General features: G+C 53.3%; 29 protein-coding genes, 1 tRNA gene and 1 other annotated feature. Of the genes, 26 read left to right on the forward strand and 4 right to left on the reverse strand.

All coding sequences use genetic code 11. The features are described 5' to 3' along the window. Positions 1-195 precede the first annotated feature (195 nt). The 7 genes from B5E62_RS00620 (at position 196) to B5E62_RS00650 (ending at position 8,079) form a co-directional block, all read left to right on the forward strand. Complete coding sequence (locus B5E62_RS00620) at positions 196-1,593, forward strand: alanine/glycine:cation symporter family protein (protein ID WP_087172840.1); 1,398 nt, start codon at positions 196-198, stop codon at positions 1,591-1,593. 72 nt (positions 1,594-1,665) lie between these two features. Further along, positions 1,666-1,915, forward strand: a binding site (T-box leader). Positions 1,916-2,055: 140 nt separating this feature from the next. Further along, the gene (locus B5E62_RS00625; RefSeq protein WP_087173021.1) at positions 2,056-3,081 is read left to right on the forward strand and encodes an ABC transporter substrate-binding protein; all 1,026 of its coding nucleotides are present in this window, start codon (positions 2,056-2,058) and stop codon (positions 3,079-3,081) included. Positions 3,082-3,111: 30 nt separating this feature from the next. Continuing rightward, a complete protein-coding gene (locus tag B5E62_RS00630; protein ID WP_087172841.1) occupies positions 3,112-4,011 on the forward strand; it encodes an ABC transporter permease in 900 nt (299 codons plus the stop codon). Continuing rightward, positions 3,986-4,759: an ABC transporter ATP-binding protein gene (locus B5E62_RS00635; protein WP_087172842.1), complete on the forward strand. Its 774-nt coding sequence runs from the start codon at positions 3,986-3,988 to the stop codon at positions 4,757-4,759. Before B5E62_RS00630 ends, B5E62_RS00635 begins: the two co-directional genes overlap by 26 nt. 189 nt (positions 4,760-4,948) lie before the next feature. Next, a complete protein-coding gene (gene nrdD, locus B5E62_RS00640) occupies positions 4,949-7,081 on the forward strand; it encodes an anaerobic ribonucleoside-triphosphate reductase (protein ID WP_087172843.1) in 2,133 nt (710 codons plus the stop codon). Between the two features lie 4 nt (positions 7,082-7,085). Beyond that, positions 7,086-7,574, forward strand: coding sequence for an anaerobic ribonucleoside-triphosphate reductase activating protein (gene nrdG / locus B5E62_RS00645; protein WP_087172844.1), 489 nt, complete (start codon positions 7,086-7,088; stop codon positions 7,572-7,574). Continuing rightward, a complete protein-coding gene (locus B5E62_RS00650; protein WP_087172845.1) occupies positions 7,567-8,079 on the forward strand; it encodes a deoxyuridine 5'-triphosphate nucleotidohydrolase in 513 nt (170 codons plus the stop codon). Before nrdG ends, B5E62_RS00650 begins: the two co-directional genes overlap by 8 nt. On the opposite strand, the gene B5E62_RS00655 is transcribed toward B5E62_RS00650, so the two are convergent. Then, complete coding sequence (locus B5E62_RS00655) at positions 8,076-9,437, reverse strand: spore germination protein (protein ID WP_087172846.1); 1,362 nt, start codon at positions 9,435-9,437, stop codon at positions 8,076-8,078. The two genes, B5E62_RS00650 and B5E62_RS00655, sit on opposite strands and share 4 nt — an antisense overlap. A 159-nt stretch (positions 9,438-9,596) precedes the next feature. On the opposite strand from B5E62_RS00655, the gene B5E62_RS00660 reads away from it, so the two are divergent. The 3 genes from B5E62_RS00660 (at position 9,597) to B5E62_RS00670 (ending at position 12,263) form a co-directional block, all read left to right on the forward strand. Continuing rightward, complete coding sequence (locus B5E62_RS00660) at positions 9,597-10,460, forward strand: DegV family protein (RefSeq protein ID WP_087172847.1); 864 nt, start codon at positions 9,597-9,599, stop codon at positions 10,458-10,460. 104 nt (positions 10,461-10,564) lie between these two features. Beyond that, complete coding sequence (locus B5E62_RS00665; protein ID WP_242957678.1) at positions 10,565-11,233, forward strand: B3/B4 domain-containing protein; 669 nt, start codon at positions 10,565-10,567, stop codon at positions 11,231-11,233. A 76-nt stretch (positions 11,234-11,309) separates the two neighbouring features. After that, positions 11,310-12,263 (forward strand): serine hydrolase, encoded by a 954-nt coding sequence (locus tag B5E62_RS00670; RefSeq protein WP_087172848.1) that lies wholly within the window; start codon positions 11,310-11,312, stop codon positions 12,261-12,263. A 64-nt stretch (positions 12,264-12,327) separates the two neighbouring features. Here B5E62_RS00670 and B5E62_RS00675 read toward each other — a convergent pair whose 3' ends face one another. Next, positions 12,328-12,948, reverse strand: a complete 621-nt coding sequence (locus B5E62_RS00675) for a cupin domain-containing protein (RefSeq protein ID WP_162610235.1) — start codon at positions 12,946-12,948, stop codon at positions 12,328-12,330. On the opposite strand from B5E62_RS00675, the gene B5E62_RS00680 reads away from it, so the two are divergent. Together B5E62_RS00680 and B5E62_RS16860 are read left to right on the forward strand one after the other, a co-directional pair. After that, a complete protein-coding gene (locus B5E62_RS00680) occupies positions 12,940-13,947 on the forward strand; it encodes an NAD(P)/FAD-dependent oxidoreductase (protein ID WP_143468781.1) in 1,008 nt (335 codons plus the stop codon). The two genes, B5E62_RS00675 and B5E62_RS00680, sit on opposite strands and share 9 nt — an antisense overlap. Positions 13,948-13,970: 23 nt before the next feature. Beyond that, a complete protein-coding gene (locus B5E62_RS16860; protein ID WP_162610232.1) occupies positions 13,971-14,117 on the forward strand; it encodes a hypothetical protein in 147 nt (48 codons plus the stop codon). A 90-nt stretch (positions 14,118-14,207) separates the two neighbouring features. On the opposite strand, the gene B5E62_RS00685 is transcribed toward B5E62_RS16860, so the two are convergent. Together B5E62_RS00685 and B5E62_RS00690 are read right to left on the reverse strand one after the other, a co-directional pair. Beyond that, the gene (locus tag B5E62_RS00685) at positions 14,208-14,681 is read right to left on the reverse strand and encodes a YbaK/EbsC family protein (RefSeq protein ID WP_087172850.1); all 474 of its coding nucleotides are present in this window, start codon (positions 14,679-14,681) and stop codon (positions 14,208-14,210) included. Positions 14,682-14,710: 29 nt separating this feature from the next. Next, positions 14,711-16,066, reverse strand: a complete 1,356-nt coding sequence (locus B5E62_RS00690; protein ID WP_076777911.1) for a sodium-dependent transporter — start codon at positions 16,064-16,066, stop codon at positions 14,711-14,713. Between the two features lie 338 nt (positions 16,067-16,404). On the opposite strand from B5E62_RS00690, the gene infC reads away from it, so the two are divergent. The 14 genes from infC to B5E62_RS00760 all read left to right on the forward strand — a co-directional run bounded on the left by infC (position 16,405) and on the right by B5E62_RS00760 (position 26,906). Beyond that, positions 16,405-16,899, forward strand: a complete 495-nt coding sequence (infC, locus tag B5E62_RS00695) for a translation initiation factor IF-3 (protein WP_033125376.1) — start codon at positions 16,405-16,407, stop codon at positions 16,897-16,899. Positions 16,900-16,931: 32 nt separating this feature from the next. Continuing rightward, positions 16,932-17,129 carry a 50S ribosomal protein L35 gene (gene rpmI / locus B5E62_RS00700; protein ID WP_004840820.1) on the forward strand — a complete coding sequence of 66 codons (198 nt, stop codon included), beginning with the start codon at positions 16,932-16,934 and terminating at the stop codon, positions 17,127-17,129. Positions 17,130-17,161: 32 nt separating this feature from the next. Further along, positions 17,162-17,518 (forward strand): 50S ribosomal protein L20, encoded by a 357-nt coding sequence (gene rplT, locus B5E62_RS00705; RefSeq protein ID WP_087172851.1) that lies wholly within the window; start codon positions 17,162-17,164, stop codon positions 17,516-17,518. A gap of 182 nt (positions 17,519-17,700) precedes the next feature. Next, positions 17,701-17,784: transfer RNA gene (locus B5E62_RS00710), tRNA-Leu, on the forward strand. Between the two features lie 335 nt (positions 17,785-18,119). Continuing rightward, positions 18,120-18,365: a type II toxin-antitoxin system prevent-host-death family antitoxin gene (locus tag B5E62_RS00715; RefSeq protein WP_087172852.1), complete on the forward strand. Its 246-nt coding sequence runs from the start codon at positions 18,120-18,122 to the stop codon at positions 18,363-18,365. Positions 18,366-18,367: 2 nt separating this feature from the next. Further along, positions 18,368-18,706, forward strand: a complete 339-nt coding sequence (locus B5E62_RS00720) for a type II toxin-antitoxin system RelE/ParE family toxin (protein ID WP_087172853.1) — start codon at positions 18,368-18,370, stop codon at positions 18,704-18,706. A 200-nt stretch (positions 18,707-18,906) separates the two neighbouring features. Next, entirely contained in the window at positions 18,907-19,248 is a 342-nt protein-coding gene (locus B5E62_RS00725; protein WP_087172854.1) for a nucleotidyltransferase domain-containing protein, read from the forward strand. After that, complete coding sequence (locus B5E62_RS00730) at positions 19,235-19,645, forward strand: HEPN domain-containing protein (protein ID WP_087172855.1); 411 nt, start codon at positions 19,235-19,237, stop codon at positions 19,643-19,645. The genes B5E62_RS00725 and B5E62_RS00730 overlap by 14 nt, the downstream gene beginning before the upstream one ends. Before the next feature lie 144 nt (positions 19,646-19,789). Continuing rightward, positions 19,790-20,164 carry a zinc ribbon domain-containing protein gene (locus B5E62_RS00735; protein WP_087172856.1) on the forward strand — a complete coding sequence of 125 codons (375 nt, stop codon included), beginning with the start codon at positions 19,790-19,792 and terminating at the stop codon, positions 20,162-20,164. 88 nt (positions 20,165-20,252) lie between these two features. Next, positions 20,253-21,485, forward strand: coding sequence for a Zn-dependent hydrolase (locus tag B5E62_RS00740; protein ID WP_087172857.1), 1,233 nt, complete (start codon positions 20,253-20,255; stop codon positions 21,483-21,485). A gap of 98 nt (positions 21,486-21,583) precedes the next feature. Beyond that, a complete protein-coding gene (locus B5E62_RS00745) occupies positions 21,584-22,909 on the forward strand; it encodes an NCS2 family permease (protein ID WP_087172858.1) in 1,326 nt (441 codons plus the stop codon). Positions 22,910-22,954: 45 nt separating this feature from the next. Further along, positions 22,955-24,727, forward strand: coding sequence for an adenine deaminase (ade, locus tag B5E62_RS00750; RefSeq protein ID WP_087172859.1), 1,773 nt, complete (start codon positions 22,955-22,957; stop codon positions 24,725-24,727). Between the two features lie 51 nt (positions 24,728-24,778). After that, positions 24,779-26,164, forward strand: a complete 1,386-nt coding sequence (locus B5E62_RS00755; RefSeq protein WP_087172860.1) for an APC family permease — start codon at positions 24,779-24,781, stop codon at positions 26,162-26,164. Then, positions 26,157-26,906 carry a gamma-glutamyl-gamma-aminobutyrate hydrolase family protein gene (locus tag B5E62_RS00760; protein WP_087172861.1) on the forward strand — a complete coding sequence of 250 codons (750 nt, stop codon included), beginning with the start codon at positions 26,157-26,159 and terminating at the stop codon, positions 26,904-26,906. Before B5E62_RS00755 ends, B5E62_RS00760 begins: the two co-directional genes overlap by 8 nt. The last annotated feature ends 1 nt before the right edge of the window (position 26,907 follow it).

Here is a 26,907-nt window from a genome sequence, read left to right on the forward strand (position 1 = left end):
AAAAGCCGAAGAATATATATTATTCCTATAAGTGCAACAATTTATTCGTTACATTTATAACAGGTATTGCAATTATCAGAAAATTCTGATAGACTGTTATCAACGAACATGAGAACGACAGATGTTCTTTGTGTAATGTTATGCAACTGTTTACTAAAGGAAAATCGCAGAGAAAAGAAGAAAAGGGGGCATTTTATGTTTGAATCAATCAGTAATGCAATCTATGCGATTGACGATGTGATCTGGGGATGGTGGATCATCATCCTCCTCTTTGGAACCCATGTATTCATGACATTCCGCACCGGCTTCATCCAGTGGAAGTCTATCAGCAAGGGAATCAAGCTTTCCGTCACGAGAGATCCTGAAGCGGAAGGTGAAGTATCCAACTTTGGAGCCCTGACTACAGCCCTGGCGGCTACTATCGGAACCGGCAACATCGTCGGCGTGGGAACAGCCATTGCTCTTGGAGGCCCCGGAGCGGTGCTCTGGTGCTGGCTCTCCGGTGTGTTCGGGATCGCCACAAAGTATTCCGAGTCCCTGATCGCCGTGAAGTACCGCGTGAAGACTAAGGACGGGCGCATGCAGGGCGGCGCTATGTACGCTCTCTCCAGAGGACTGAAATGGCAGCCCTTCGGCAAGATACTGGGACTTATCTTCGCCATCTTCGCTGGCTTTGCATCCTTTGGTATCGGATGTGCCACGCAGGTGAACGCTATCGCCAACATCGTGGAGGAGAACGTGGGGATTCCCGGCTGGATCATCGGTATCGTGATCGCAGTGCTGACAGCCATCGTTATCTTCGGCGGTATCAAGTCCATCGCAAACGTGTGTGAGAAACTGGTGCCCTTCATGGCTATCTTCTATGTGCTGGGATGTCTCATCATCCTCGGCATCAACTACGATTATATCATCCCGGCCATCAAGACCATCTGCACCCTGGCCTTCACACCCGGCGCCGCGGCAGGAGGACTTGTGGGAACAGGTATCATGGCAGCCATGAGATTCGGTGTTGCCAGAGGTCTTTTCTCCAATGAGTCAGGTATGGGCTCCGCTCCCATCGCGGCTGCAGCAGCACAGACAAGGAACCCGGTGCGTCAGGCGCTTGTATCCTCCACAGGTACATTCTGGGATACAGTTGTTGTTTGTCTCATGTCCGGTCTTGTTATCGTGACATCTGTCATGAAGAACCCGAATATCAACGCGGATGAGATCGAGGACGGCGGTGTCCTGACAACACTCGCCTTCCAGCAGATCCCCTACCTTGGGCCTATCATCCTGACACTCGGCATCATCTGCTTCGCATACTCTACTGTCCTTGGATGGGCATATTACGGAGAGCGCGCGGTTGAGTACTTTGCCGGAAAGAAAGTTATTTACGTGTACCGTACTCTTTACATCGTTGTGGCAGCGATCGCACCTATCGTAGCCCTGGATGTTGTGTGGGCTCTGGCAGATATCCTGAACGCGCTGATGGCCGTGCCTAACCTGATAGCTGTGCTCCTTCTGTCCAATGTCATAGCAAAGGAGACAAAGAAGTACATAAACAATCTGGATGCATGGTCTGAAGAGCCGGTACCGGTCATCGATGACTGATAAAGAAAAAGAAAAAAGCTCTTGACAAATCTGCTTTGTCAGAGTAAAGTAATGAACATGAAATAAATATTTTATAAACCGATGAGAAAGAGGAGTAGATCATCAAGGCGATGTCAAAGAGAGTGACAGACGGTGGGATTGTCATACAGAGCGGATGGTTGAATGGACTTTCGAGGGCGGCTTGAAAACCGGAGACGGCGAGTATGGTTTGTCGGGAACCGAACCCGTTATCAATCAGGAGTGTATGTTAGTACATGAGAAAGTGGACATTTGTCAATTTGAGTGGTACCGCGATAATAAAGATTTTATTACCGTCTCAAGCCTTTGGGTTTGGGACGGTTTTTTATTTGATAGGAGTTCCGCTCTCTATCAGGTGAAAACGCTTTGCGGAATGGGCACTCCACAGATTTTCTCTCCTGTACGGCAGCAAACAGAACAAGAGTAAAGGAGAACAGAACAATGATGAAAAGAAAAGTGATGGCAGTATTATTGACAGCGGCAATGACGACAGCGATGGCGGCAGGGTGCTCCGGCCCCTCCGACTCCTCAGGGTCAGGCGAGGACAGCTACACCATCGGTATCTCCCAGTTTGCGGAGCACGGCTCCCTGGACAACTGCAGGGAAGGGTTCCTCCAGGGGCTGGAGAATGAAGGCATTGTGGAGGGGGAGAATCTGACGGTGGAGTACCAGAACGCGGCGGCTGATATGGGGACGGCAAGCCAGATCTCAGACGCCTTTGTCTCTGACAAGGTGGACCTGATCTGCGCCATCGCCACACCTACCGCCCAGAGCGCCTACAATGCGGCCATGGACTCGGATATCCCGGTGGTCTACACGGCGGTGACGGACCCGGTGGCGGCAGAGCTGGCGGACGAGGACGGCAATCCGGTGGGAAATGTGACCGGGACCTCTGACGAGCTTCCCATCAAGGAGCAGCTTGAGATGATACGTCAGATGCTCCCTGACGCGGAGAAGGTGGGCATCATGTACACTACCAGCGAGGCCAATTCCATCTCTGCCCTTGAGACATACAAGGAGCTGGCAGGCGATTACGGGTTCGAGATCGTGGAGAGCGGCATCAGCACCACGGCGGATATCTCCCTGGCGGCTGATGACCTCATCAGCCAGGTGGACTGCATCACCAATCTGACGGACAACACAGTAGTGGCCTCCCTGCCCACTATCCTGGAGAAGGCAAATGAGAAGGGCATCCCTGTGTTTGGAAGTGAGATCGAGCAGGTGCGCATCGGATGCCTGGCGGCGGAGGGACTGGACTATGTGGCCCTCGGAGAGCAGACAGGGGAGATGGCGGCAAAGATACTCAAGGGCGAGGCTGAGGCCTCCGAGATGCCCTATGAGACCATCACGGAACCCGGTTTCTATGTAAATATGAAGGTGGCGGAAAATCTCGGCATCACAGTGCCGGATGAGCTGTCACAGAGCGCGGTGGAGAGCTTCGATGAGATTTCGGAGTCATCCGCTGAATAGAGGATCAAATCAGAAGGCGAGGCAGTTTTCATGGACTTTATCGTAACAATACTGGAGCAGGGGCTCATCTACGGGATACTGGCCCTGGGCGTATATATCACATACAAAATCCTGGATTTCCCGGATCTGACAGTGGACGGCAGCTTCCCCCTGGGAGGGGCGGTGACAGCCCTCCTCATCACAAACGGCGTCAACCCCTACCTGAGCCTTGCAGCGTCCTTTGCGGCAGGGGCTCTGGCGGGGATCTGCACGGGACTGATCCACGTGAAGGGAAAGGTGAGGGATCTGCTGTCGGGCATCATCATGATGACCGCTCTGTGGACCATCAATCTCTATATTGCGGGCACATCCAACGTGCCCCTCTTTTCTCAGGAGAGCATCTTTAAAAATGACTGGCTCGAGCGGGTTGTGCCGGAGGCCCTCACAGGCTACACGACCCTCCTTATCATCCTCATCCTGACGGTCATTGCCAAGGTGCTGCTGGACCTTTACTTAAAGACAAAATCCGGCTATCTCCTGCGGGCGGTGGGGGACAATCCGGTGCTGGTCACCTCCCTTGCCAAGGACCAGGGCAATGTGAAGATCGTGGGCCTTGCTATCGCCAATGGACTTGTGTCCCTGGCGGGCAGCGCCTTCTGCCAGGAGGAGAGAGTGTTTGAGATATCCATGGGGACCGGCGCCATTGTCATCGGCCTTGCCAGCGTGATCATCGGCACAAGCCTTTTCAGGAAGGTCACCATCATGCAGGCCACCACAGCGGTGCTCATCGGCTCCGTCATCTATAAGGCCTGTGTGGCTGTGGCCATCCGCAATTTCCAGCCCCAGGCCATGAAACTGATCACGGCGGTGCTGTTCCTGGTCATCCTGATCATCAGCATGGAGAGAAGAAAGAAGGTGAAGACAGATGCTGGAACTGAAAGGAATTCATAAGTATTACAACCCCGGCACTGTCAATGAGATGTGCCTGTTTCAGAATTTTGATCTGAAAGTGGAGGACGGGGAGTTTGTGTCCGTGGTGGGCAGCAACGGCTCTGGAAAGACGTCCATGCTGAACATCATCTGCGGCAGTATCCCGGTGGAGGCCGGGAGGATATATATCAACGGCACGGACATTACAAAGGAGAAAGAGTTCCGGCGTAACCGCCGGATCGGCCGGGTCTATCAGAACCCGGCCATGGGGACCTGCCCCTCCATGACCATCCTGGAAAACATGTCACTGGCGGACAACAAGGGCAGGGTGTACGGCTTCGGAAGGGGGACCAGCAAAGCCCGGATATCCTACTACCGGGAGCTCCTCTCTCAGCTGGGGCTGGGGCTTGAGGATAAGCTGGACATCAAGGTGGGGTCCCTCTCAGGAGGGCAGCGTCAGGCCATGGCTCTTCTCATGTCCACCATGACACCTATAGAATTCCTGATCCTGGACGAGCACACGGCGGCTCTGGACCCTAAGACGGCGGAGCTTATCATGGAGCTGACAGATAAGGTGGTGAAGGAGAAAAAGCTGACCACCATCATGGTCACCCATAATCTGCGGTATGCAACGGAGTACGGCGACAGGCTCCTCATGATGCACCAGGGCGGGATCGTCCTGGATATGAAGGGGGAGGAGAAGAGGAGGGTATCTGTGGACGAGATACTGAAGCTCTTCAATGAGATCAGCATTGAGTGCGGAAACTGAAAAACAGTCTCATATAAGTGTACAAAAATGAGAGCCCGTCAGGGCTCTTTTTTTGTGAAATATTTTCGGCGGGTGCTGATTGACGCGGGCAGATGGGGGATGGTAATATAGATAATGCATTTTGCACAGGATATAGTGAGTGGAATAAAAACAGAACACTAAATATAGACGTACAAGGAGAGGCATACTATGAGAAGACACAACGTGAAGGTAGTGAAAAAGGACGGTACAAAGGAGTCCTTCAATGTACAGAAGGTGGTCGTGGCTGTCAACAAGTCCGCGTACCGTGCGCTGATCAGATTTACGGACGAGGAGCTGCGGTTCATCTGCCGCTTTGTGGAGGAGAAGGTGGACGACCTGGACGTGGCCGAGGTGCCCATCGCCCAGATGCACAATGTGGTGGAGGGGGCCCTCGAGAAGGTGAACCCGGTGGTGGCAAAGAGCTACCGGGACTACCGGAACTACAAGCAGGATTTTGTCCAGATGCTGGACGACGTGTACAAGAAGAGCCAGTCCATCATGTACATCGGGGACAAGGAGAACAGCAACACGGACAGCGCCCTTGTGTCCACCAAGAGAAGCCTTATCTTCAACGAGCTGAACAAGGAGCTGTACAAGAAGTTCTTCCTCACCGTGGAGGAGATACAGGCCATACGGGACGGCTACATCTACATCCACGACATGTCTGCCAGAAGGGACACCATGAACTGCTGCCTTTTTGACGTGAAGTCCGTGCTCACAGGGGGATTTGAGATGGGGAACCTGTGGTACAATGAGCCGAAGACGCTGGACACAGCCTTTGATGTCATCGGGGACATTGTCTTAAGCGCGGCCAGCCAGCAGTATGGCGGATTCACTGTCCCCAGCGTGGACGACATACTGGAGCCCTTTGCCAGGAAATCCCACGAGAGACTTATCAAGAAATACAGAGAGCTGGGACTGGACGAGGAGACCGTGCAGAAGGTGGCCTGGGCGGACCTGGAAAAAGAGATGGAGCAGGGCTTCCAGGGATGGGAGTACAAGTTCAACTCTGTCTCCTCCAGCCGTGGCGACTATCCTTTTATCACCGTGACAGCGGGGACAGTCCCCAGTAAATACGGAAAGCTTGTGACTATGAAGATGCTGGAGGTGCGGAAAAAGGGACAGGGAAAGGAAGGACACAGAAAGCCTGTGCTCTTCCCCAAGATCGTGTTCCTCTACGACGAAAAACTCCACGGTCCCGGCGGGGAGATGGAGGATGTGTTCGAGGCAGGCATCGACTGTTCCGCAAAGACCATGTACCCGGACTGGCTTAGCCTTACCGGGGAGGGCTACGTGGCCAGCATGTACAAAAAGTATGGAAAAATTATCAGCCCCATGGGATGCCGGGCCTTTCTGTCACCCTGGTATGAGCGGGGCGGCATGGAGCCGGCGGACGAGAAGGACGAACCGGTCTTTGTGGGAAGGTTCAACATCGGTGCCATCAGCCTTCATCTGCCGATGATCTACGCAAAGGCGAAGCAGGAGAGCCGGGATTTCCATGAGGTGCTGGACTACTATCTGAACCTGATCCGCCAGCTCCACCTGCGGACCTACGATTACCTGGGAGAGATGAAGGCCTCCACCAACCCCCTGGCCTACTGTGAGGGCGGTTTCTACGGCGGCCACCTGGGACTGTACGACAAGATTAAGCCGCTCCTTAAGTCGGCCACAGCCTCTTTTGGCATCACGGCACTGAATGAGCTGCAGCAGCTCCACAACAAGAAATCTCTTGTGGAGGACGGGCAGTTTGCCCTGGAGACACTCCGGTATATCAATGACAGGGTGAATGAGTTCAAGAAAGAGGACGGACGTCTCTACGCCATTTACGGGACACCGGCGGAGAACCTTTGCGGCGTACAGGTGCAGCAGTTCCGGAAAAAATATGGTATCATAGAGAATGTATCGGACCGGGAGTACGTGAGCAACAGCTTCCACTGTCATGTCACCGAGGACATCACGCCTATCCAGAAGCAGGACCTGGAAGGAAGGTTCTGGGATTTAAGCAACGGCGGAAAGATCCAGTATGTGAAATACCCGGTCAATTATAATAAGGAGGCCATCCGGTCCCTGGTGCGCCGGGCCATGGCCAAGGGCTACTACGAGGGCGTCAACCTTTCCCTGGCCTACTGCGATGACTGCGGACACGAGGAGCTGTCCATGGATGTGTGCCCGGTGTGCGGAAGTACAAATCTGACAAAGATCGACCGCATGAACGGGTATCTGTCCTACTCCAGAGTCAAAGGGGATACAAGGCTCAATGAAGCCAAGATGGCGGAGATCGCGGAAAGGAAGAGCATGTAGGACAATGAGATACCACAATATTACGAAAGACGATATGCTCAACGGGGACGGACTGCGGGTGGTCCTGTGGGTGGCCGGGTGCGCCCACGCCTGCCCCGGGTGCCACAACCCGGTGACCTGGGACCCGGAAGGGGGGCTCCCCTTTGACGAGGCGGCCCGCCGGGAAATCTATGAGGAGCTGGAGAAGGACTATGTGAGCGGCATCACCTTCTCCGGGGGCGATCCGCTCCACCCCGCCAACATCCGGGGTGTTACGGAGCTGGCCCGCCAGATAAGGAGCGATTTCCCGGATAAGACCATCTGGCTCTACACAGGGAGCACATGGAACGGGGTGCGGGACCTGGAGGTGGCCCGGTATGTGGACGTGCTGGTGGACGGCACCTTCCAGGAGGCAAAGAAGGATAACACGCTGCGCTGGAAGGGAAGCTCCAACCAGCAGGTGATCGATGTACAGAAGACATTAAAGACAGGAGAGGTTGTATTACATGGCTAAGAGGATCGCAAAATTTGAGAAGGTAAGCTTTACACAGTTTAAGGAGGGGTGGACGGACACCTTCGGGGAGGCGTCAGAGGAGAAGCTCCGGGAAATCTACGGGGGCATCCGCCTGCCCCGCAGGGCCACAAAGGGCTCTGCCGGGTATGATTTCTTCGCCCCCGCTGACTTTACGCTCCGGCCGGGGGAGACGGTGAAGATCCCCACCGGCATCCGGGCGAAGATGGAGGAGGAGTGGGTGCTCAAGTGCTATCCGAGGAGCGGACTTGGCTTCAAGTATCGACTCCAGCTCAACAACACGGTGGGCATCATTGACAGTGACTATTACTACTCTGACAATGAGGGACACATTTTCGCCAAGCTCACCAACGATACCAACGAGGGAAAGACGGTGGAGATCTCCACGGGGACAGGCTTTATGCAGGGTATCTTTGTGGAGTACGGCATCACGGTGGACGACGAGGCGGAGGGTATCCGCAACGGCGGCTTTGGAAGCACCAGCTAGTTTAGCCTGATGTTCAGATAGCTCCGCCCGGAGAGGGTCCTGTTGAAGCAGATGCTGCAGATGACGATGACGCAGCCTGCCGCAAAGCCTGCCCAGTTGAAGAGCGCGGTCAGCATCAGGAGGAGGAGGCGCATGAATTTCAGCGCGTAGCCCAGCTCAAAATTGGGCTGGGTGTAATTGGCCACAGCCACAAAGGCCATGTACAGCATGACCTCCGAGTTAAACCACCCTGACTGGACGGAGAACTCACCCATGACGATGCCGGCGATGACACTTAAGGGCGTGCTCAGCATGCTGGGCGTGTTCAGGGCTGCCAGACGGAGCCCGTCAATGGCCAGCTCCAGCATGAGGAGCTGGAACACAAGAGGGATGTTTACTGTGTCCCGGATAGCCACAAAACGAAAGACCTCCGGCAGCCAGTCCAGGTTCTGCATGAACAGGAGAAAGACCGGTGTAAGGAAGACCGTCAGGAAGGTGATGAGCCCTCTGGAGAATTTCAGGTAGACCTGAGTCAGGGTGGGGAAGTAGTAGTCGTTGGCCTCCTCGATGATATCCAGGATGGAGGTGGGCAGTATCATGGCGGAGGGGGAGTTGTCCACCAGGATCACCACTTTCCCCTCCAGAAGGCAGGCGGCCGCTGTGTCCGGCCGCTCTGTGAACTTGAATTTTGGGAATGGATTGAACCATTTCCGCCGGAAGAGCTCCTCCGCCAGGCTCTGCTGGTTCATGCGCAGGTCATCCGTGTGGATGGCCTGCAGCTTTTTTGTGATGTTTTTTAAGAGAGCCTCATCCGCGCGGTCAGACATATAGCAGAGCGCCACGTCTGTCCGCGAGCTGGTGCCGATCTCCAGCATCTGCATGACGAGATGAGGGTCGCGGATCCTGCGGCGTATGAGGGCTGTGTTGAAGACGATGGTCTCCACAAAGCCGTCCCGGGAGCCCCGCAGGGATTTGTCCTTTTCCGGTTCTCCCACATTTCTGGCGGGGTAGGTCCTGCAGTCGATGACGATGCAGGACTCGTAGCCGTCTATGAAAAGGCAGGTGGTGCCGGAGAGGAGGTTCCGGAGGACCTGGTCAAAGTCACTGACAGTGTCCACCTCCACGTAGGGGAGGCACTGCCTGGCAAAGCCTGTGGCACTCCCCGGCATGTCCCCTTTTGTGACGCTGAGAAAGGAATCCATGATCTTCAGCATGACCTCATCCTTCATAAAGCCGTCGATAAAGAAAAAGGATGCCTCCCGCTCCCCGATGACCAGGTCTCGCTGTACCAGGTCAAAGCTGTCCTTCACGGGCAGTATCTGGTTCATGTATGCCACATTTTCTTTTACAGATGCGGTCACGATTCTTGTATCCGGCATAAGCTTATCCCTCCATATCCGTACGGATGCACTTTTTTGATAGGATTAATCTGCCCAGAACAGAGGGAAATATGCATGAGCCGTCAAAAGGCTTTGCCTTACCGTATAAAAAATGGTATGATTAGTGCAACAGGACCAATGGATAGGAGGTATAGAAGAATGAGGGACTATGTGATCACTGTGAACAGTACGGTGGATCTGCCGAAGGAATGGCTGGAGGAGAGAAATGTTCCGGTCGTTCCTCTGAGATATACAATGGACGGACAGACCTATGAGGATATGAACGGTCTGACTGCAAAGGAATTTTTTGATAAGCTCAGGGAGGGGAAAATGTCCGTTACCTCCCAGGTTAACCCGGAGGAGGCGAAGGAGGCTCTGGAGCCTTTCCTGAAGGAGGGGAAGGACATCCTGCATCTGGCTTTCTCATCCGGCCTTTCCGGGACATGCAACAGCATGAAGATCGCGGGAGAGGAGCTGAAGGAGGAGTATCCGGAGGCAAAGGTCATTGTCATTGATACGCTGTGCGCCTGCCTGGGGGAGGGACTTCTCCTCTACAAGGCGCTCCAGCAGAAGGCGGCAGGAAAGACGATCCAGGAGACGGCGGACTGGGTGGAGGAGAACAAGCTCCACATCTGTCACGATGTGACGGTGGATGACCTGAACCATCTCCACAGAGGCGGGCGTATCTCAAAGGCCACAGCTGTGGTGGGCACCATGGTGAAGATCAAGCCTATCATCCACATGGATGACAACGGCAAACTGCAGGTCATTGGTAAGGAAAGGGGAAGAAAGAAATCCCTGAACAAGATCGTGGACATGGCGGTGGAGCAGTCTAAGGGCTGGGACAATGACATCATCATGATCACCCACGGGGACTGCATAGAGGACGCCGAGTACGTGGCCGGCCTTGTGCGGGAGAAGATGGGCATTGACAACATCCTGATCAACAATATCGGCACAGTCATCGGAAGCCATACCGGCCCCGGCGTTGTGGCCGTGTTCTGTATGGGAAACAAGCGCTAGGCATATGACAGGCCTTGCGGACAGAGGCCGGGGACCCAGGAGAAGGCGGACCCCGGCCTCTTGTCTGTACGGCGGGCCCGAACAGGGAAAGGAGACAAAGCGATATGAGAAAGCATCTGGCGATCGATGAGGAGATGAAGGCCAAGTGGCCGGACACGAGAGTGGGCTGCCTGCAGTACAGGGTGAAGGTGGGCGAGAAAAGCGAGGAGCTGTGGTCCTATCTCAAAAAAGATATTTTTAAAAAGACAAAGGACGATATCTTTGACTATGGGGTGACGGATATCCCCAATATCAAGGAGTCCCGGGCCGCCTACCGTGCCTTCGGGAAGGACCCCAGCCGCTACCGGGTGTCCTCCGAGGCTCTGATACGGAGGATCGGGCAGGGGAAAGGGCTCTACCAGGTCAACACGGTGGTGGATGTGAATAACCTGATATCCATCCGGTCCGGGTTTTCCGTGGGCTCCTACGATGCCGCCCGCATCGGAGAGGAGCTGACCTTCCGCATCGGGCGGGAGGGGGAGACCTACAAGGGCATCGGGAAGGACCAGGTCAATATCGAACATCTGCCGGTGCTGGCAGATGAGGCCGGAGCTGTCGGAAGCTCCACAAGTGACTCGGAGCGCGCCATGATAACGGAGGAGGCGCAGGAGGTGCTGACCCTGATCTACTCCTTCTCCCCAGGGGATGAGCTGGAGAGGGCGCTGGAATACGGGAAGGAATACCTGGAGAAATACGCGGGCGCTTCGGACGTGGAGAGCTGGATAGCCGGATAGGAGAGTCAGACAGAAAAGACAGATAGGAAGGACAGACAGGGAAACCGGACAGAGCAAAGAGAAGAGAAAGATACTTATGTACAGAAGAGCACAGATCGCGGCAGTGGTGGCGGCGTCCTGCATGCTGACCGCCGGGGCGGGCCGGACCTCACAGAGCTATACGGAGAGCGGCGCCATGACGGACCCTCTGCAGGAGGCCGGGGCATGGATGGAGGAGCTGTCTGCCGCAGACTATCATACAGCCTATATGGAAGATAAAATGGACGGACTCCGGGAGGAAATCCTGGAAATGACCAGCGCGGCAGCGGGGAGCTGGAGCGTCTACGTGAAGGACCTGGGCACGGACCTGTCCTTTGTCATCAACGACCAGCCCATGTACGCGGCCAGCCTCATCAAGCTCTTCGTCATGGAGAGCTGCTACGGGCACATGGACCTTCTGGTGGAGAATGACTGCATTTACTCCGGGTCCGAGGAGGAGAGCCGGAGTAAGACAGAACAGCTTCTGCATGATATGATCACCGTGTCTGACAATAATTCCTGCAATGAGCTGGTCCGCATGCACAGCGCAGACAGAAGCTTTGCGGAGGGGTGTGAGGTGATAGGGACCTGGCTGTCCGGGACCGCCTGCGAGGACACAGGTATCTTTCACTCCCTGAGTCCTTCGGACACAGAGCGGGAGTCCATATCGGATGAAAGGAACCGTACAAGCGCGGCGGACTGCGGCAGGCTCCTGGAGGAGATCTACGAGGGGACCTGCGTGTCGGAGGGCGCGTCGGAGGAAATGCTGGGACTGCTCCTGGACCAGCAGAGGACGGGAAAGATACCATCCGGCGTCCCGGAGGGCGTGGTGACTGCCAACAAGACCGGGGAGACGGATGAGGTGCAGCACGACGCGGCCATCGTGTTCGGGCCTCAGACCGACTATATCCTCTGCGTCATGTCGGCGGATATTGCCAGCTCCGAAGCTGCGGTCAGCACGATACAGGAGATATCGGCAATGGTGTATGACTGCCTGAATCCCCTTGGGTAAGGGGATGCGCGCTCTCATCTTCCGGGAGTGGAGTGGCGGTATTTCTGCTGGAATTCTATGGGCGTTAAGCCGGTATGCTTTTTGAGTATCCGGTTGCCTCCCTGAATCTTTTGGACAGGGAGCCGGGAGTACTGAAAAATTTCTTCGCAATGTCCTCCAGAGAGAGGCGCTTTCTGTAGTTCTCATTTATATAGCTGACAACCTTTTCTATGTTCTCGGGATATAGCCTGCTGCCGCAGGCTTCTTCCTGCTCTGAGATAAGAAGAGAGACGAGGGAGAGGAGAGCGCACAGCATGTTCCGGGCTGTCTCTTTTCGCAGATATTCCGTTTCCCTGTAATGCTCCAGCAGGAACAGGACCTGCTCTTTGAGGAGTGGAAATGTCCTGCCGGTCCGGATGACAGGGGAGGCTCCGCGGGAGAGCAGATGATTGAGGGGACGCCCCTCTGCCTGTACGCCGGACAGAGAAAAACACACCTGCTCGAGGGGGTCTGCGCAGTCTGAATATTCGGCGTGGAGTACGCCGGCATTTTTTACGATCAGATACCCCTGTCTTATCATGAGGATCTGACCGGAGCAGTAGAGTGTTCCGCTGCCCGCCAGGACCAGGGAAAGCTCCAACTGGTCATTGTGGGAGTGGAGAGGAAATTTCCAGCAGGGCTCATCCCCGGCAGCTATATGTATCATCTTTTCAATCTTTGGAGAAAAACATTCGTCCTGGCCGACTCTGCTCTGCCGAACAAGGCAAAGGAGAGAAGGTTCTGCGATATCCGCAGATGCATCGGGTGCAATGACGGATGTGTGGGCGTCCTGTTCACGGACCATCCCATCACCTGTGTCCTGAACCCCATGCTCGGACATGAGTATGAGGGAGAAATAGAGACCGCTCCGGTCAAAAAGAAGGTCGCGGTGGTAGGCGCCGGACCGGCCGGTCTGTATGCCGCCATCGCCGCGGCAAAGCGGGGACATGAGGTCACCGTCTATGAGAAGGGGAAACACGCGGGCGGCAATTTCTACACAGCCTCCATTCCGCCCTGTAAAGGCGAGATCACGGACTTTATCGTATGGCAGACGACCCAGTGCAGACAGCTCGGCGTGGAGATAAAGTATGAGACGGAGGCGACGGCAAAGCTCCTGAAGGAGGAAAAGGCGGACACAGTCATACTGGCCACCGGCTCCAACCCGGTCGTGCCGCCAATCCCGGGGCTTGCAGAAAGCTCCAGGGTGTGTCTTGCCAAGGATCTGCTGGAGGGACGCGTGAAGCCGGGGGCGGAATGCGTGGTCATCGGAGGCGGACAGGTGGGAGCGGAAACCGCTCACTTCCTCGCCCAGATGCTCCGGAAGGTGACTGTCCTGGAGATGGCCGGCGCCATTGCGGCAGACGCGGCCCTTGCGGTCAACTGGCATCTTATCAGCTCTCTGGAAAAGAGGAAGGTGCAGCTGCTGACGCATGCCACCGTCTCAGAGGTCACTGAGGAGGGGGTTGTGTATAAGGACCAGAGCGGAGAATTACATACCATTGCGGCAGACACAGTTGTGGTCGCGGCCGGGTACAGGGCCAACAATCCGCTGGAGGAGGAGCTGAAGGACTCCGGCATGGATGTGAAGGTGGTTGGAGACGGTGTGCGGGCCAGAAAGGTCATGCATGCCACGAGAGAAGGCTTTGACGCCGGAAGGTCCATCTGATTTGGGAAAAGGAGGGAAAGAAAATGAAAGGTTTTGCAATGCTCAGACCGGGAGAAGTGGGATGGGTGGAAAAGGAAGAAGCGCAGATCGGACCAATAGACGCGCTGTATCTTATGCGCGACAAGCCGGAGGAGCTGATCAAACCTGTTGTGAACATTCGGTGGGATTAAATTAAAGATACAACGGACAAAAAGCAGCCCCGCCACGAGTTCTCGCGGCAGGGCTGCTCCCTTTGCTCCGGTATCTTTATTCTGCTGTTTTTATTCCGGTATCTTGCACACGTCCACCCACTCCTCAAAGCGGGAGTATATCTCCAGCTCCGGAATGGTCAGCTCGATGGCGCTGTTGGCGCTCCCGCAGGCCGGGAAGACGCTGGGGAACCGCCTGAGCGACTGGTCCAGATAGACCCTCACGCCCTCTTTGATCCCGAAGGGGCAAACACCGCCCACGGGATGTCCGATCAGTTCTGTCAGCTCATCCACCTTCAGCATGGTAGCCTTTTTGTGGAAGGTGGCTTTGAACTTCTTGTTGTCGATCTTGGCGTCCCCGGCTGCCACAACCAGGATGGGACCGTCATCCAGCATAAAGGACAGTGTCTTGGCGATCCGCCTCTCCTCGGTCCCCACCGCTTTGGCAGCCTCAGCCACAGTGGCGCTGGAGACGGGAAATTCCAGGATCTTTTCCTCCATGCCGGGCCACTGGCGGAAGTAGGATCTGACTTTTTCGATAGACATGTTTATCTTCGACCTTTCTTAATTTACATTTACAGTTTGAACCAGCCCATGGAGTTGGCCACGGAACTTCCAAGGATCAGCAGGAGAAATACCGGTGTGATCCATTTGATCATAACAGTGAAAAGCTTTTCTCCCACAAACTTTCCATTGGTCACTTTCACTTCGTCTGAGATCGCCTTTGGTCCGATGAAGAATCCTACGAAGATACAGGTGAAGAAAGCGACGATTGGCATCAGTACGCTGTTGCTTACAAAGTCCATGATATCCAGGATGGTCATGTTTGCCCAGGTGATGAAGCCTAACGGGCCGAATCCAAGGGAGGACGGAATGCCAAGTACCAGTGACAGGACTGTCACGAAGATACATGCATTCTTCCTGCTCCAGTGGAATTTATCCCGGAAGATGGATACAATGGTTTCCATCAGCGAGATGGAAGAGGTCAGGGCCGCGAAGATAACCAGCAGGAAGAAGGCAGCTCCGATGGCGCCGCCCATGGGCATGCTGCTGAACACCTTCGGGAGGATGACGAACATAAGGCTCGGGCCGCTCTGAAGGATCTTCGGATCACCGCCGGAGAATACAAACACGGCGGGGATGATCATAAGACCTGCCAGGAAAGCGATGACTGTGTCAAATATCTCGATCTGGCGCACAGAGCTCTCCAGGTTCGTGTCTTTTCGCATGTAGGAACCATATGTGACCATGATGCCCATAGCCAGGGACATGGAGTAGAAGAGCTGCCCCATGGCGGAAAGCACGGTCTTCACGGAGAAGTCTTCCATATGGGGCTGCACGTAATAGGCCAGTCCGTCCATGGCGCCGTCCAGCGTCAGACAGTAGATGGAGATGACAATGGCCAGCAGGACAAGGATAGGCATGGCGAATTTACTCACCTTCTCAATTCCTTTTTCCACGCCTAAAAGAACAATGATGGCTGTTGCACCGAGGAAGAGAAGGAACCAGCCCAGAGGCTCGAAGGTACTTCCCACGAAACCGGTAAAATAATCGTCAGCGGCTGCCGCAGAGCCACCGCCTGTCAGGAAGACGGTAAAATATTTGATGACCCATCCTCCGATGACGGAATAATATGGAAGAATGATAATGGGTACGGCGGACGCCAGGATTCCCAGGAACCCGAAGCGGGAGTCCAGAGCCTTGAACGCACCGATGGCCGACAGGCCTGTCTTTCTTCCGATGGCAATCTCTGCAACCATAAGGGAAAATCCGAATGTCACTGCAATGATCAGATAGATAAGAAGGAACGTGCCTCCTCCGTACTGTGCTGCAAGATAGGGGAAACGCCAGATGTTTCCAAGACCTACCGCAGAACCGGCAGCGGCCAGCACAAAGCCCAGTTTGCCGGAAAAACTGCTTCGCTTATTCATTTGTAAAAACCTCCTCAAATTTTATCTCAGTATTCCACATACCTGTCTCAGACATATGTAAGGACTATTATAATGAAAGAAAGCAGTTTTAGCAAGGAAAACATGAAGCGGAAAAAAGAAAAGTGTTGACAGGGGACGGAATGTGTGATAGATTAGTTGATGCGTAAGGTGTAAAACAAAGCAGAGTATCCGCTCTCACCATAGCACGATCGGGTGACTATTGGTTGATATTGAAACATTGTATACCATGTCAGGTGTATTGTGCAATAGGTTAAGTGGGTAGTCTGGACTATTCACTTATTTTTTTATGATGGAGGTGCACTACAATTAGCGATTTAATGATTAACGAACAGATCAGAGACAGGGAAGTACGTGTGATCAGCGAGGCTGGAGAACAGCTCGGCATTATGTCTGCCCGGGAAGCTATGAAGCTGGCGGAAGAGGCGCAGCTGGATCTGGTCAAAATTGCTCCCAAAGCTCAGCCGCCGGTATGCAAGATCATTGACTACGGCAAGTACAAATATGAGCTGGCAAGAAAAGAAAAGGAAGCCAGAAAAAAACAGAAAACGGTTGAAGTGAAGGAAGTGCGTCTTTCACCAAATATTGACACCAACGACCTGAACACCAAGGTGAACAATGCCAAGAAGTTCCTCACCAAGGGAAATAAAGTGAAGGTTACGCTCCGTTTCCGCGGAAGAGAGATGGCCCACGTGCAGCAGAGCAAGCACATCCTGGACGATGTGGCTCAGATGCTTGCTGACGTTGCGGTTGTGGAAAAGCCGGCCAAACTCGAAGGAAGAAATATGAGCATGGTTTTAACTGAAAAACGTTAAAAATACTATTTATCTTTAAGGAGGAAAACATCATGCCAAAAATTAAAACAAATAGAGCTGCTGCAAAGCGCTTCAAAAAGACAGGTACAGGAAAGCTGAAGAGAAACAAAGCTTACAAGAGCCATATCTTAACCAAGAAGTCTACAAAGAGAAAAAGAAATCTCAGACAGGCTACCATCACAGATGCAACCAATGTAAAGAATATGAAGAAAGTATTACCATATCTGTAAGATTGGGAAAAGATTGAAGGAGGAATTAGGACATGGCAAGAATTAAAGGCGGATTAAACGCTAAGAAGAAACATAACAGAACATTAAAGCTGGCGAAGGGATACAGAGGAGCCCGCTCCAAGCAGTACAGAGTTGCAAAGCAGTCTGTCATGAGAGCCCTCACATCTGCATACGCAGGAAGAAAGCAGCGCAAGCGCCAGATGCGTCAGCTCTGGATCGCGCGTATCAACGCTGCTGCAAGAATGAACGGACTTTCCTACAGCAGGTTCATGTACGGCCTGAAGGCTGCCAACATTGACATTAACAGAAAGATGCTCGCCGAGATGGCAGTAAACGACAAGGAAGGCTTCGCTTCCCTGGCAGAGACTGCAAAGCAGAGCATTGCGTAACAGCACTCAGTGAGTGTATATGTGAAATCCGAAGATTTCCGCCCCGCAGAAAGGGCGGGAATTTTCAAAGGATTTCTGAAAATATATATATTACAAAAAATACAAAAAATTTAAAAATAACTGTTGACATTCAGGCTGGCCTGTAGTATTATACTTTTCGGACAGCGAAATAAAGCAGTCATGCGGAAGTGTCGGAACTGGCAGACGAGCAAGACTAAGGATCTTGTGGCATTCGTGCCGTGTGGGTTCAAGTCCCATCTTCCGCATTCAGTGAGAAGCCTTGAGTTTTCAAGGCTTTTTTCATTTCCAGAGAGGAGTTCCCGATATGGGCGGGAGCTCCTTTTTTCATTTTTGACATCAACGCTGACATCAACGGGGGTGATTTCCAAAAAATGAGAGAATGCTTTATCTGATCCAGCGCCACCACTATATGGCAGTCTGCGGAGCGGATGCCTGGTATATCGCAGCCCTCATACTTGGCCGGGGATTTACCGTGAAAGCGGCATAAGTGCTGTAAATTAACATGTGAATTTGCATTGTTATTTTGAAAAGAAGGTGATATGCTATAGAAAAAATAACAGACAGAAAGGATGTACTTGCTATGCCCAATATAAAACCAATCTCTGATCTGAGAAACTATACAGAAGTTTTGAAGGAGGCGGAGGAAGGCTCTCCGATATTCCTGACCAAAAATGGCCGTGGAGAATATGTCATTCTGGACATGAAGGAATACGACAAAATGCGGGCCACGATCGCACTGTTATCCAAACTGGAGGAAGGGGAACAGTCTGCCAGAAAGGGAGGCAGGATTTCTGCTGATGAAGTGGAAAAAGCCCTTGGTATTTAGATATGGAGCTCTACTATTCGCCGGAAGCGGAAAGAGACCTGCAGAATATCCGTAATTCTATTATAGAGAATTTTGACAGAGAAGATATCGCAAAGAAGGTGCTGAAAAAGATTACGGGGGCAGCGAGAGGTCTTCTTGCGTTTCCCTGTATGGGAGAGGAACTGGCCCGTATGACAGGCATATCTACAGAATACAGATATCTTTGCTGTGAAAGGAATTACGTATTTTATCGATTGGAGAAAGACAGGGTTTATATCGTCCGTATTTTACATGAATGGCAGGACTTTATGAGGATATTATTTGGTATCACGGAAGAGTCAGATACAGAGGACACAGCGTAGAAGGGACAGGGACACTCCTGTCTCTTCTTGTATATGGAAACAAGATAAAATTCAGGCGACGGCTGAGGCCTGCTTCTTAGCACAACCTGGCATTGAAAATTGGAGCCGCCTGAATAAGAGAAAAGTGCTGTCAAAAGAGGGATTATAGGGTATAATAAATATAATCCTACCAACGGCAGCATGAATGAAGGAGGAATTTTATGCCAGCGGCAATGAGAGAACGGCTGAAGAAATACACAGAAGCTTTGCAGAAAATATATGGTCCGCATCTGAAATCTGTAATTTTATATGGTTCCTATGCCCGGGGAGATTTCAAAAAGGACTCGGATATTGACATTATGATACTTCTGGATCTGTCAGACATGGATATAAAAGCATATAGACACAATTTGTCTGGCATGACATTTGACTTTAACATGGATCATGATATGGATATTAAACCAATAGCTAAAAGTGAAGAGCAGTTTGAAAAATGGTCAGATGCTTATCCCTTCTATGCGAATGTAAAGCGGGAGGGGGTGAAGTTGTTTGGGGCGGAATAATGAAAAGGGCACAAAAGAAGATCTGTGCCGGTATAGGCTGGAAATATCTAAAGCGGATCTGCGATCTGCCATGCTCCTTTTGGAAGCAGGAGAGCTTAGAGGAGCAAACAACAGGGCTTATTACAGTATTTATCATGCCATATCTTCTGTACATGCATTGGATGGGAACGCATACAAAAGACATAAGGATGCTCTTGCAAATTTTAATAAGGCATATGTGAAAACAGAAATTTTTTCAAGAGAACTAGGAAGAAAAATTTCTGAGGCAGTGGAAATACGGCATGCAAGTGATTATGATGATTTTTATATCGCAACGAGAGAAGAAGCAGAAGAGCAGATTGAGACAGCTAAGGAGTTGCTGCGTCAAATAGAAACATATGTACAGGGACGGCTTTAAAGCCGTCTTTTTTAATGTAAAGAGAAGCAAATGGTGACGGGAAAGTCTAAAAAGGGCTGTACAAAGCACACGTTTCCGCTATAATGAAAGCTGGTCTATCAATATCGGTTTTATTTATATAATATAAGGAAGGAAAGTGAGAGCATGTTTTTTATCATAGGCCTTACCACCGGGCGGAAGGATCTCAAATTCAACCAGATGGTCATCTGCAGCAGGTGCGGCAGATACGGGAGATACATGGTGTATATGACATACACGGCCCTGTCCCTCTTCTTTATCCCCTGCTTTAAGTGGAATAAACAGTACTTTGTACAGACAAGCTGTTGCGGCATGATGTACAGGCTGGACCCGGAAGTGGGCAAGCGGGTCGCCAGGGGTGAAGAGCTGGAGATCCGGCAGGAGGATCTGGAGCCGGTTTCCGGAGGATGGCCGGGCGGACAGATGAAACGGTGTCCGAACTGCGGCTATACGACAGATGAAGATTTTACATTCTGCCCGAAATGCGGTGGAAGATTTTAAGGTTTACCGGGAAGGCTAACCATGATATAATAGTGTCTAATTTTGAAAATGTTTGTTGAAATCCAACAATATAACGGATAGAGGGCTTATGAAGATCAATACAAAGAGATTGTGGGATCACATTATGGAGTTGGGAAAGATCGGAAGCGGGGCGGACGGCAGCGTCACCCGCTTCCCGTTCACCCCTGAGGACAAAAGCGCAGAGAAGCTGATCTGCCGCTATATGGAAGAGGCGGGGCTGGACGTGGAAAGAGACGGAGCGGGCAATCTGATCGGAAAGTGGACGCCTGCCGGAGGTGGGGCAGCGGGACAGCCACCGGTGATGACCGGCTCCCACTATGATACGGTCCTGCAGGGAGGGAAATTTGACGGATGCCTGGGGGTTCTGGGAGCCATTGAGGCAGTGCAGACTCTGCGTGAGGAAGGCTATGAACCGAAAGTGCCTGTGTGGGTGATCGGCTTTAAGGATGAGGAGGGCAACCGGTTTGGATACGGAATGATCGGGAGCAAAGCCATCTGTGGGAGAGCCCTGCCGGAGGGATTGATATCTGCGGACGCGGACGGCATTTCCCTTGGCGACGCCATGAGAGCATACGGGCTTTCTCCCGACAGTCTGGACACCTGCAGGGTGGACAGGATAAAGGCTATGCTGGAGCTTCACATTGAACAGGGACAGGTCCTGGAAAAGAACGGCAGCCAGATTGGGATCGTGGAAGGCATTGCAGGACTGGAACGGTACACAGTGACCATCACAGGGAGCAGCGCCCACGCCGGAGCCACTCCCATGAGCGAACGGTCTGACCCGGTTCCTGCCATGAGCAGATGGATACTGAAGGCGACAGAACTTGCAAAGGAGCGGAAAGACTGTGTGGCTACGGTGGGACGCATCAAAGTGCTGCCCGGAACCTGCAATATCATCTGCGGGGAGACGGAGTTTTCACTAGATATCCGCAGCGTCCGAGATGAAGATATACGGGATATCATGGAAGAGATGAGCCGATATGAAAAGCTGCTGGAAGAGCAGGAGCGGGTCAGCATAAAAAGAGCACTGGATCAGTCTCTTCCCGGCGTGCCTTGTGACAGCGGGCTGAAGGAGAGAATGGAGCAGATCTGCGACCAGTATGGATACGCCCACAGACGCTTGATGAGCGGTGCAGGGCATGACAGCATGAATTTCGGTGGGCTGTGTCCTGTCAGTATGATCTTTGTGCCGTCCCAGGGAGGATATTCTCACCGGAAAGAAGAGTTCACTTCTATGGAAGACTGTGAGGCCGGAACCCAGGTGCTCATGGAGATGATCCGGGAGATCACGTCCCGGTAAAAAAGGAATGGTTTTAACTTCCGGACAGGGCCTGTATGGACGGCCCTGCCGGGGGATAAAATAAAACTACAGAAAAGAAGAGTAAGAGGAGGTAACAAATGAAACAAAAAATCAGCCGTTTCTTCTGCTTTCAGGAGAGAGCAACCAGTTTTAAAGTGGAAACAATAGCTGGTATCACTACGTTTATGACTATGGCGTACATTCTGGTCGTACAGCCCAGCCTTATGGTGGGGGACGCCGACTATGTCATTGACACCAACGGAGTCATGATCACAAAGGAGGCGATCCTTGTCACCTGTGCCCTTGTCAGCGCTGTCATCACACTGTTCATGGCGCTGTACGCCAACATGCCATTTGCCCTTTCCACAGGAATGGGAAACAATGCCATGTTTGGCGCCATGCTGATAGCGGGGGCTATTTCCTTTGGCGGTATCATGTCCCTTATCCTTATCTCAGGAGCGATCTTTGTACTGCTCACTGTGTTCGGCGTGCGGGACCTCATTGTAAAAACAATCCCCAAGAACCTGAAGATCGCCATCAGCACGGCCATAGGCTTCTACATCGCCTACCTTGGGTTTGACAACAGCGGCATCGGTACCTTTACCGACGGTATCAGCCAGGGTGATTTCACTCAGCCGTCTGTCTACCTGGCCATCTTCGGCCTTGTACTGATCGCGGTACTGACAGCCCGCAAGGTAACAGGAGCTATCCTCATCGGTATCGTGGCTGTCACCCTCCTGGGGATCCCTCTCGGTGTGACGACTGTGCCTGAGACGCTGGCCAAGGTGCCGGATTTCAACGGCCTGGGCAATCTGATGTTTGCCTTTGATTTTAAGGAAGTGCTTTCCTTCTCGGCTGTCCCGCTGATCTTTGTCTCCTTCTGCGGAGATTTCTTCTCCACGCTCGGAACAGTCCTCGGCGTGGGAGCCAAGGCGGGCATGCTGGATGAGAACGGGAATCTGCCCGATATCCAGAAGCCTTTCCTCGTAGACGCCATCGGTACCTGCGTGGGAGCCTGTACAGGTAACACGGTGGTGACCACCTTTGTAGAGTCAAGCGCCGGCGTGGAGGCTGGCGGACGCACCGGCTTTGCCAGCGTGATCACAGCAGTTATCTTCGGACTGATGGTGTTCCTGTCGCCCCTTGTGCTGATGATCCCCAACGCTGCCACAGGACCGGCGCTCATCTTTGTTGGTTTCCTCATGATCCAGGGGATCCAGAATATTGACTTTTCTGACTTTACAGAGGCCTTTGGTCCTTTTGTCATGATCATGTTCACGATCTTTACAGGGTCCATCGCAGGCGGTATTTCCGCAGGCATCATTGCCCACGGAGCGATCAAGTTGCTGACAGGCAGATGGAAGGACGTGCATCCCTTCCTCTATGTCCTTTGCATCCCTCTGATCCTGTATTTCCTCTCATAAAGCGGAGAGCGGCAGACCTGTTTGTCTGCAGAAAGGCGGTATACGATGAAAATACAACCGAAAAATAAAAAGGAGCTGCTCAGGGCAGCTCTCGGCGAGATCGACAGCGATCTGGCCATCACAAATGTGCGGCTTGTCAATGTGATCACCGGAGAGATCTACCCGGCGGACGTGTTTGTCTATGACGGGATGATCGCCCATGTGGAATACAAGGATCCCGGCTCAGAGCTGGACAAGGCAAAAGAGGTAGTAGACGGGGGAGGCAGGTATCTGATCCCCGGCTTTATCGATGCCCATGAACACATTGAGAGCTCTATGATGACCCCGAGAAATTTTGCCAAGGGAGTCATCCCCCACGGCACGACGACCGTTGTCACAGACCCCCACGAGATTGCCAATGTGTGCGGTATGGAGGGGGTGCGCTATATGCACGAGGCCGGGGACGGCCTGCCCATGAGACAGCTCATCGATATACCCAGCTGTGTGCCGGCAGTGCCGGGGCTGGAAAACGCGGGAGCAGAATTTTTCGCAAAGGAAGTGGAAGAGCTCTCCTCCATGGAAAGGGTCATTGGTCTGGCCGAGGTGATGGATTTCCTGGCAGTGATACACGGTGAGGACCGGATGATGGACATCATTGACGTGATGGACAAAAAGGGCCTGTACCTGCAGGGGCATGCTCCCTCCGTGTCGGGGCGGATGCTGTCTGCTTATCTGTGCGGCGGCCCCAATACGTGCCATGAGTCCAGGGAGAGAAACGAGGCGCTGGAGAAGCTCCGCAGCGGCATGTATGTGGATGCAAGAGAGTCCTCCATCACGAAAAATGTGGAGGAGATCTGCGAGGGAGTGAAGGGCGTCCGGTTCTTTGACCATTTCTGCCTCTGCACAGACGACAGGGAGGCGGATGACATCCTTCATGCAGGACATATGAACGACGTGGTCCGGACAGCTATCCGAAGCGGGATGGACCCGGTGACAGCCATCAAGAGCGCTACTCTTAACACGGCAAAGGAGATCCATATAGAAAATCTGGGGGCCATTGCCCCGGGATATGTGGCGGACATGCTCCTTGTAAGCGACCTGGAGGAGCTGAAACCGGACCTGGTATTCTTCGGCGGCAGGCTGGTGGCAGAAAAAGGCCATATGACTGTACCCATAGAAGCAAGAGAGTATCCGCTGGAAAAGGTCAATACCATGTACGTTAAGGACCTGAAGACAGAGGATTTCCGGATCAAGGCACCGGTGGAAAACGGCACGGTCACGGTCCATGTGATGGAGTACCCGGACCTTCTCCTCTCCTCGACAGAGCTGACAACCGCCCGGGTCCCGGTGAAGGACGGGTATGTATGCCTGGAGGGAGAGGACCTGAAATTCGTGGCAGTCGTGAACAGGCACAAGGGACATGACACCATCGGACTTGGCATTGTAAAGGGCTTTGGAACGACATGTGGAGCCCTGGCGTCAACCGTGTCCCACGACAGCCACAACCTGACTGTTGTCTACGACAGCGCCGAGAATGCGCTTATGGCTGCGAACGCCCTGATACAGTGCGGCGGCGGCATGAGCGCGGTCAAGGACGGACGTCTGCTCCATGTGCTGGAGCTTCCCCTGGCAGGACTCATTTCCCTGAAGAACGCCACGGAGCTGGCAAAGGACAGTCAGGTCATGAAGGATGCCAACAGGGAGCTGGGGCTTACCGGACTTGAAAATCCGCTCCTTCGCATTGTGACGCTGGCGCTCCCCGTCATTCCCAAGGTGAAGATGTCAGATCTCGGGATGGTGGATGTGCTTAGGAAAGAGCTGATTCCCCTGTTTGTGTGATGGATCCTCACATAGTTTAGGAAATTCTGGTTATTGGAGGAATGAAAGATTATGAAACAGAACAAATCCGGAAACGGAGAATTTAAAAAGGAGATCGGCCTGTTCGGCGGCATGAGCGTCATCTGTGGCATCATGATAGGATCCGGTATCTTCTACCTGGGCTCCTACGTGCTCCAGAGGTCTGGCTACAGCCTGGGACTGGCGCTGATCTGCTGGCTCCTGGGAGGGCTCGTGTCCCTCCTGGGCGGCCTGTGCTTTGCAGAGCTGGGTGCCTCTGACCCGAAGGCGGGCGGACAGCTCGTGTATCTGAGCAAGGCCTACCATCCCGTTCTGGGCTTTATGTACGGGTTTACACAGTGGATACTGGCCAGCTCCGGCTCTATCGCGGCCATCGCGGTCGCCATCCCTACGGCCCTTGTGGACTTTATCCCGGGACTTACACAGTTCCATATAAAGGCGATCGCCATTGCACTGATCGTGCTCCTGACCCTCTTTAACCTGCGAGGTGTAAAGGGAGCGTCCAATCTGCAGACCTTCTTTATGGTGGCCAAGCTGCTCCCCATTTTCATCATCATGATAGGGGCGCTTGTGCTGGGCAGCCAGACACCGGACTTAAATCCGGTCCCGGCCTCTGCCCCTGACGGATCGCCTCTGACGGCAGGCTCGGTCTTCGGCATGATCGCCTTTGCCACAGTGGCCTCTCTCTGGGCCTATGAGGGCTGGACCAACCTGAATGCGGTGGCGGAGGAGATCAAGAACGTAAAGAGGAACCTGCCCCTTGCCATCATCCTGGGAATCGGCGGCGTCGCCATCTTCTATGCCCTGTTCAACTATTCCCTGCTGCGGGTGATCCCTCTGGACGAGGCGAAGAGCATGATCGAGAGCGGAAGCCTGTATCTGGGGACCACAGTGGCGGAGAGACTCTTCGGCGTGGCCGGTAAGGTCATCGTGCTGGCCGGCATGCTGCTGGCCATGTTTAACTGTCTGAACGGTATGGTACTGGCATTTTCCAGGATATACTACGCCATGTCCGCTGAGAAGATCTTCTTCAAAAAGCTGGGAACACTGAACAAGAATGGAGTTCCGGCGGCCAGCCTCATCTCCCAGATGATCATTTCCATCATCCTTGTATGCCTGCGTAATCTGGACCAGCTCACATCCCTCGTGGTGTTCTGCGGCATGCTGTTCAACTGCCTGGCTGTGACGGCGGTATTTGTCTACAGGCGGAAGTATCCGGACCTGGAGAGACCGTACAAGGTGTGGCTCTATCCAGTGTCCGTTGTCATCACGGTCATCCTCTTTGTGGGGCTGATGGTGAACAATCTGATGGAGGACCCGGTGACCGCTCTTACAGGACTGATCGTCCCGGTAGTCGGCATCTTCTTCTATCTCTACTTTAAAAAGAAATACGGCGGGGAGGAGAAGGAACATGCGTAGACCGGTGATCGGAATATCGGGGAACCTGACTCCCATCGAAAATGACGGAGTCTTTACAGGAAATCTGCGGCAGTACATCCACACGGACTACACCTCCAGCGTGGAGCGGGCGGGAGGGATCCCGCTGCTCCTGCCGGTGAGCAGTGACCCGGAGGTGATCCGCTCACACGCGCGGCTCTGTGACGGGATCATCCTGTCAGGAGGGGCGGACGTAGATCCCTTCCTGTACGGGGAGGAGGGGATACTGGGCCAGGGTTACTCCATGCGGGAGATCGATGTCTATGACATGGAGCTCTTTAAGGCCGCCCTGGAGGAGAAAAAGCCAGTCCTTGGCATCTGCAAGGGACTGCAGATCATCAATATCTGCTTTGGCGGTACACTCTACCAGGACATTCCCTCCCAGAGAGAGCGCTGCATCAAGCATACACAGAACACAGAGCGCTACCAGGGCACGCACAGGATCCGGATCAAGGAGGACAGCGTCCTTGCCGGCATCCTGCCGGATGGGACGTTTGTCAACTCCTGGCACCACCAGGCCGTAAAGGATGTCTCGCCACGGCTGACAGTGACAGCCGTGGCCTCCGACGGGATCGTGGAGGCTGCGGAGTACATGGAGGAGGACCAGTATGTCATGGGCGTGCAGTGGCACCCCGAGATGATGGCCTCCTGCGGAAGCGAGGAGCAGCTGGGCATTTTTAAGAAGCTGATCGAACAATGTGTCTCTTTGGAAGGGAAGCGGTAAA

It is taken from the genome of Lachnoclostridium sp. An118, assembly GCF_002160985.1.
GTDB lineage: Bacteria > Bacillota > Clostridia > Lachnospirales > Lachnospiraceae > Claveliimonas > Claveliimonas stercoravium.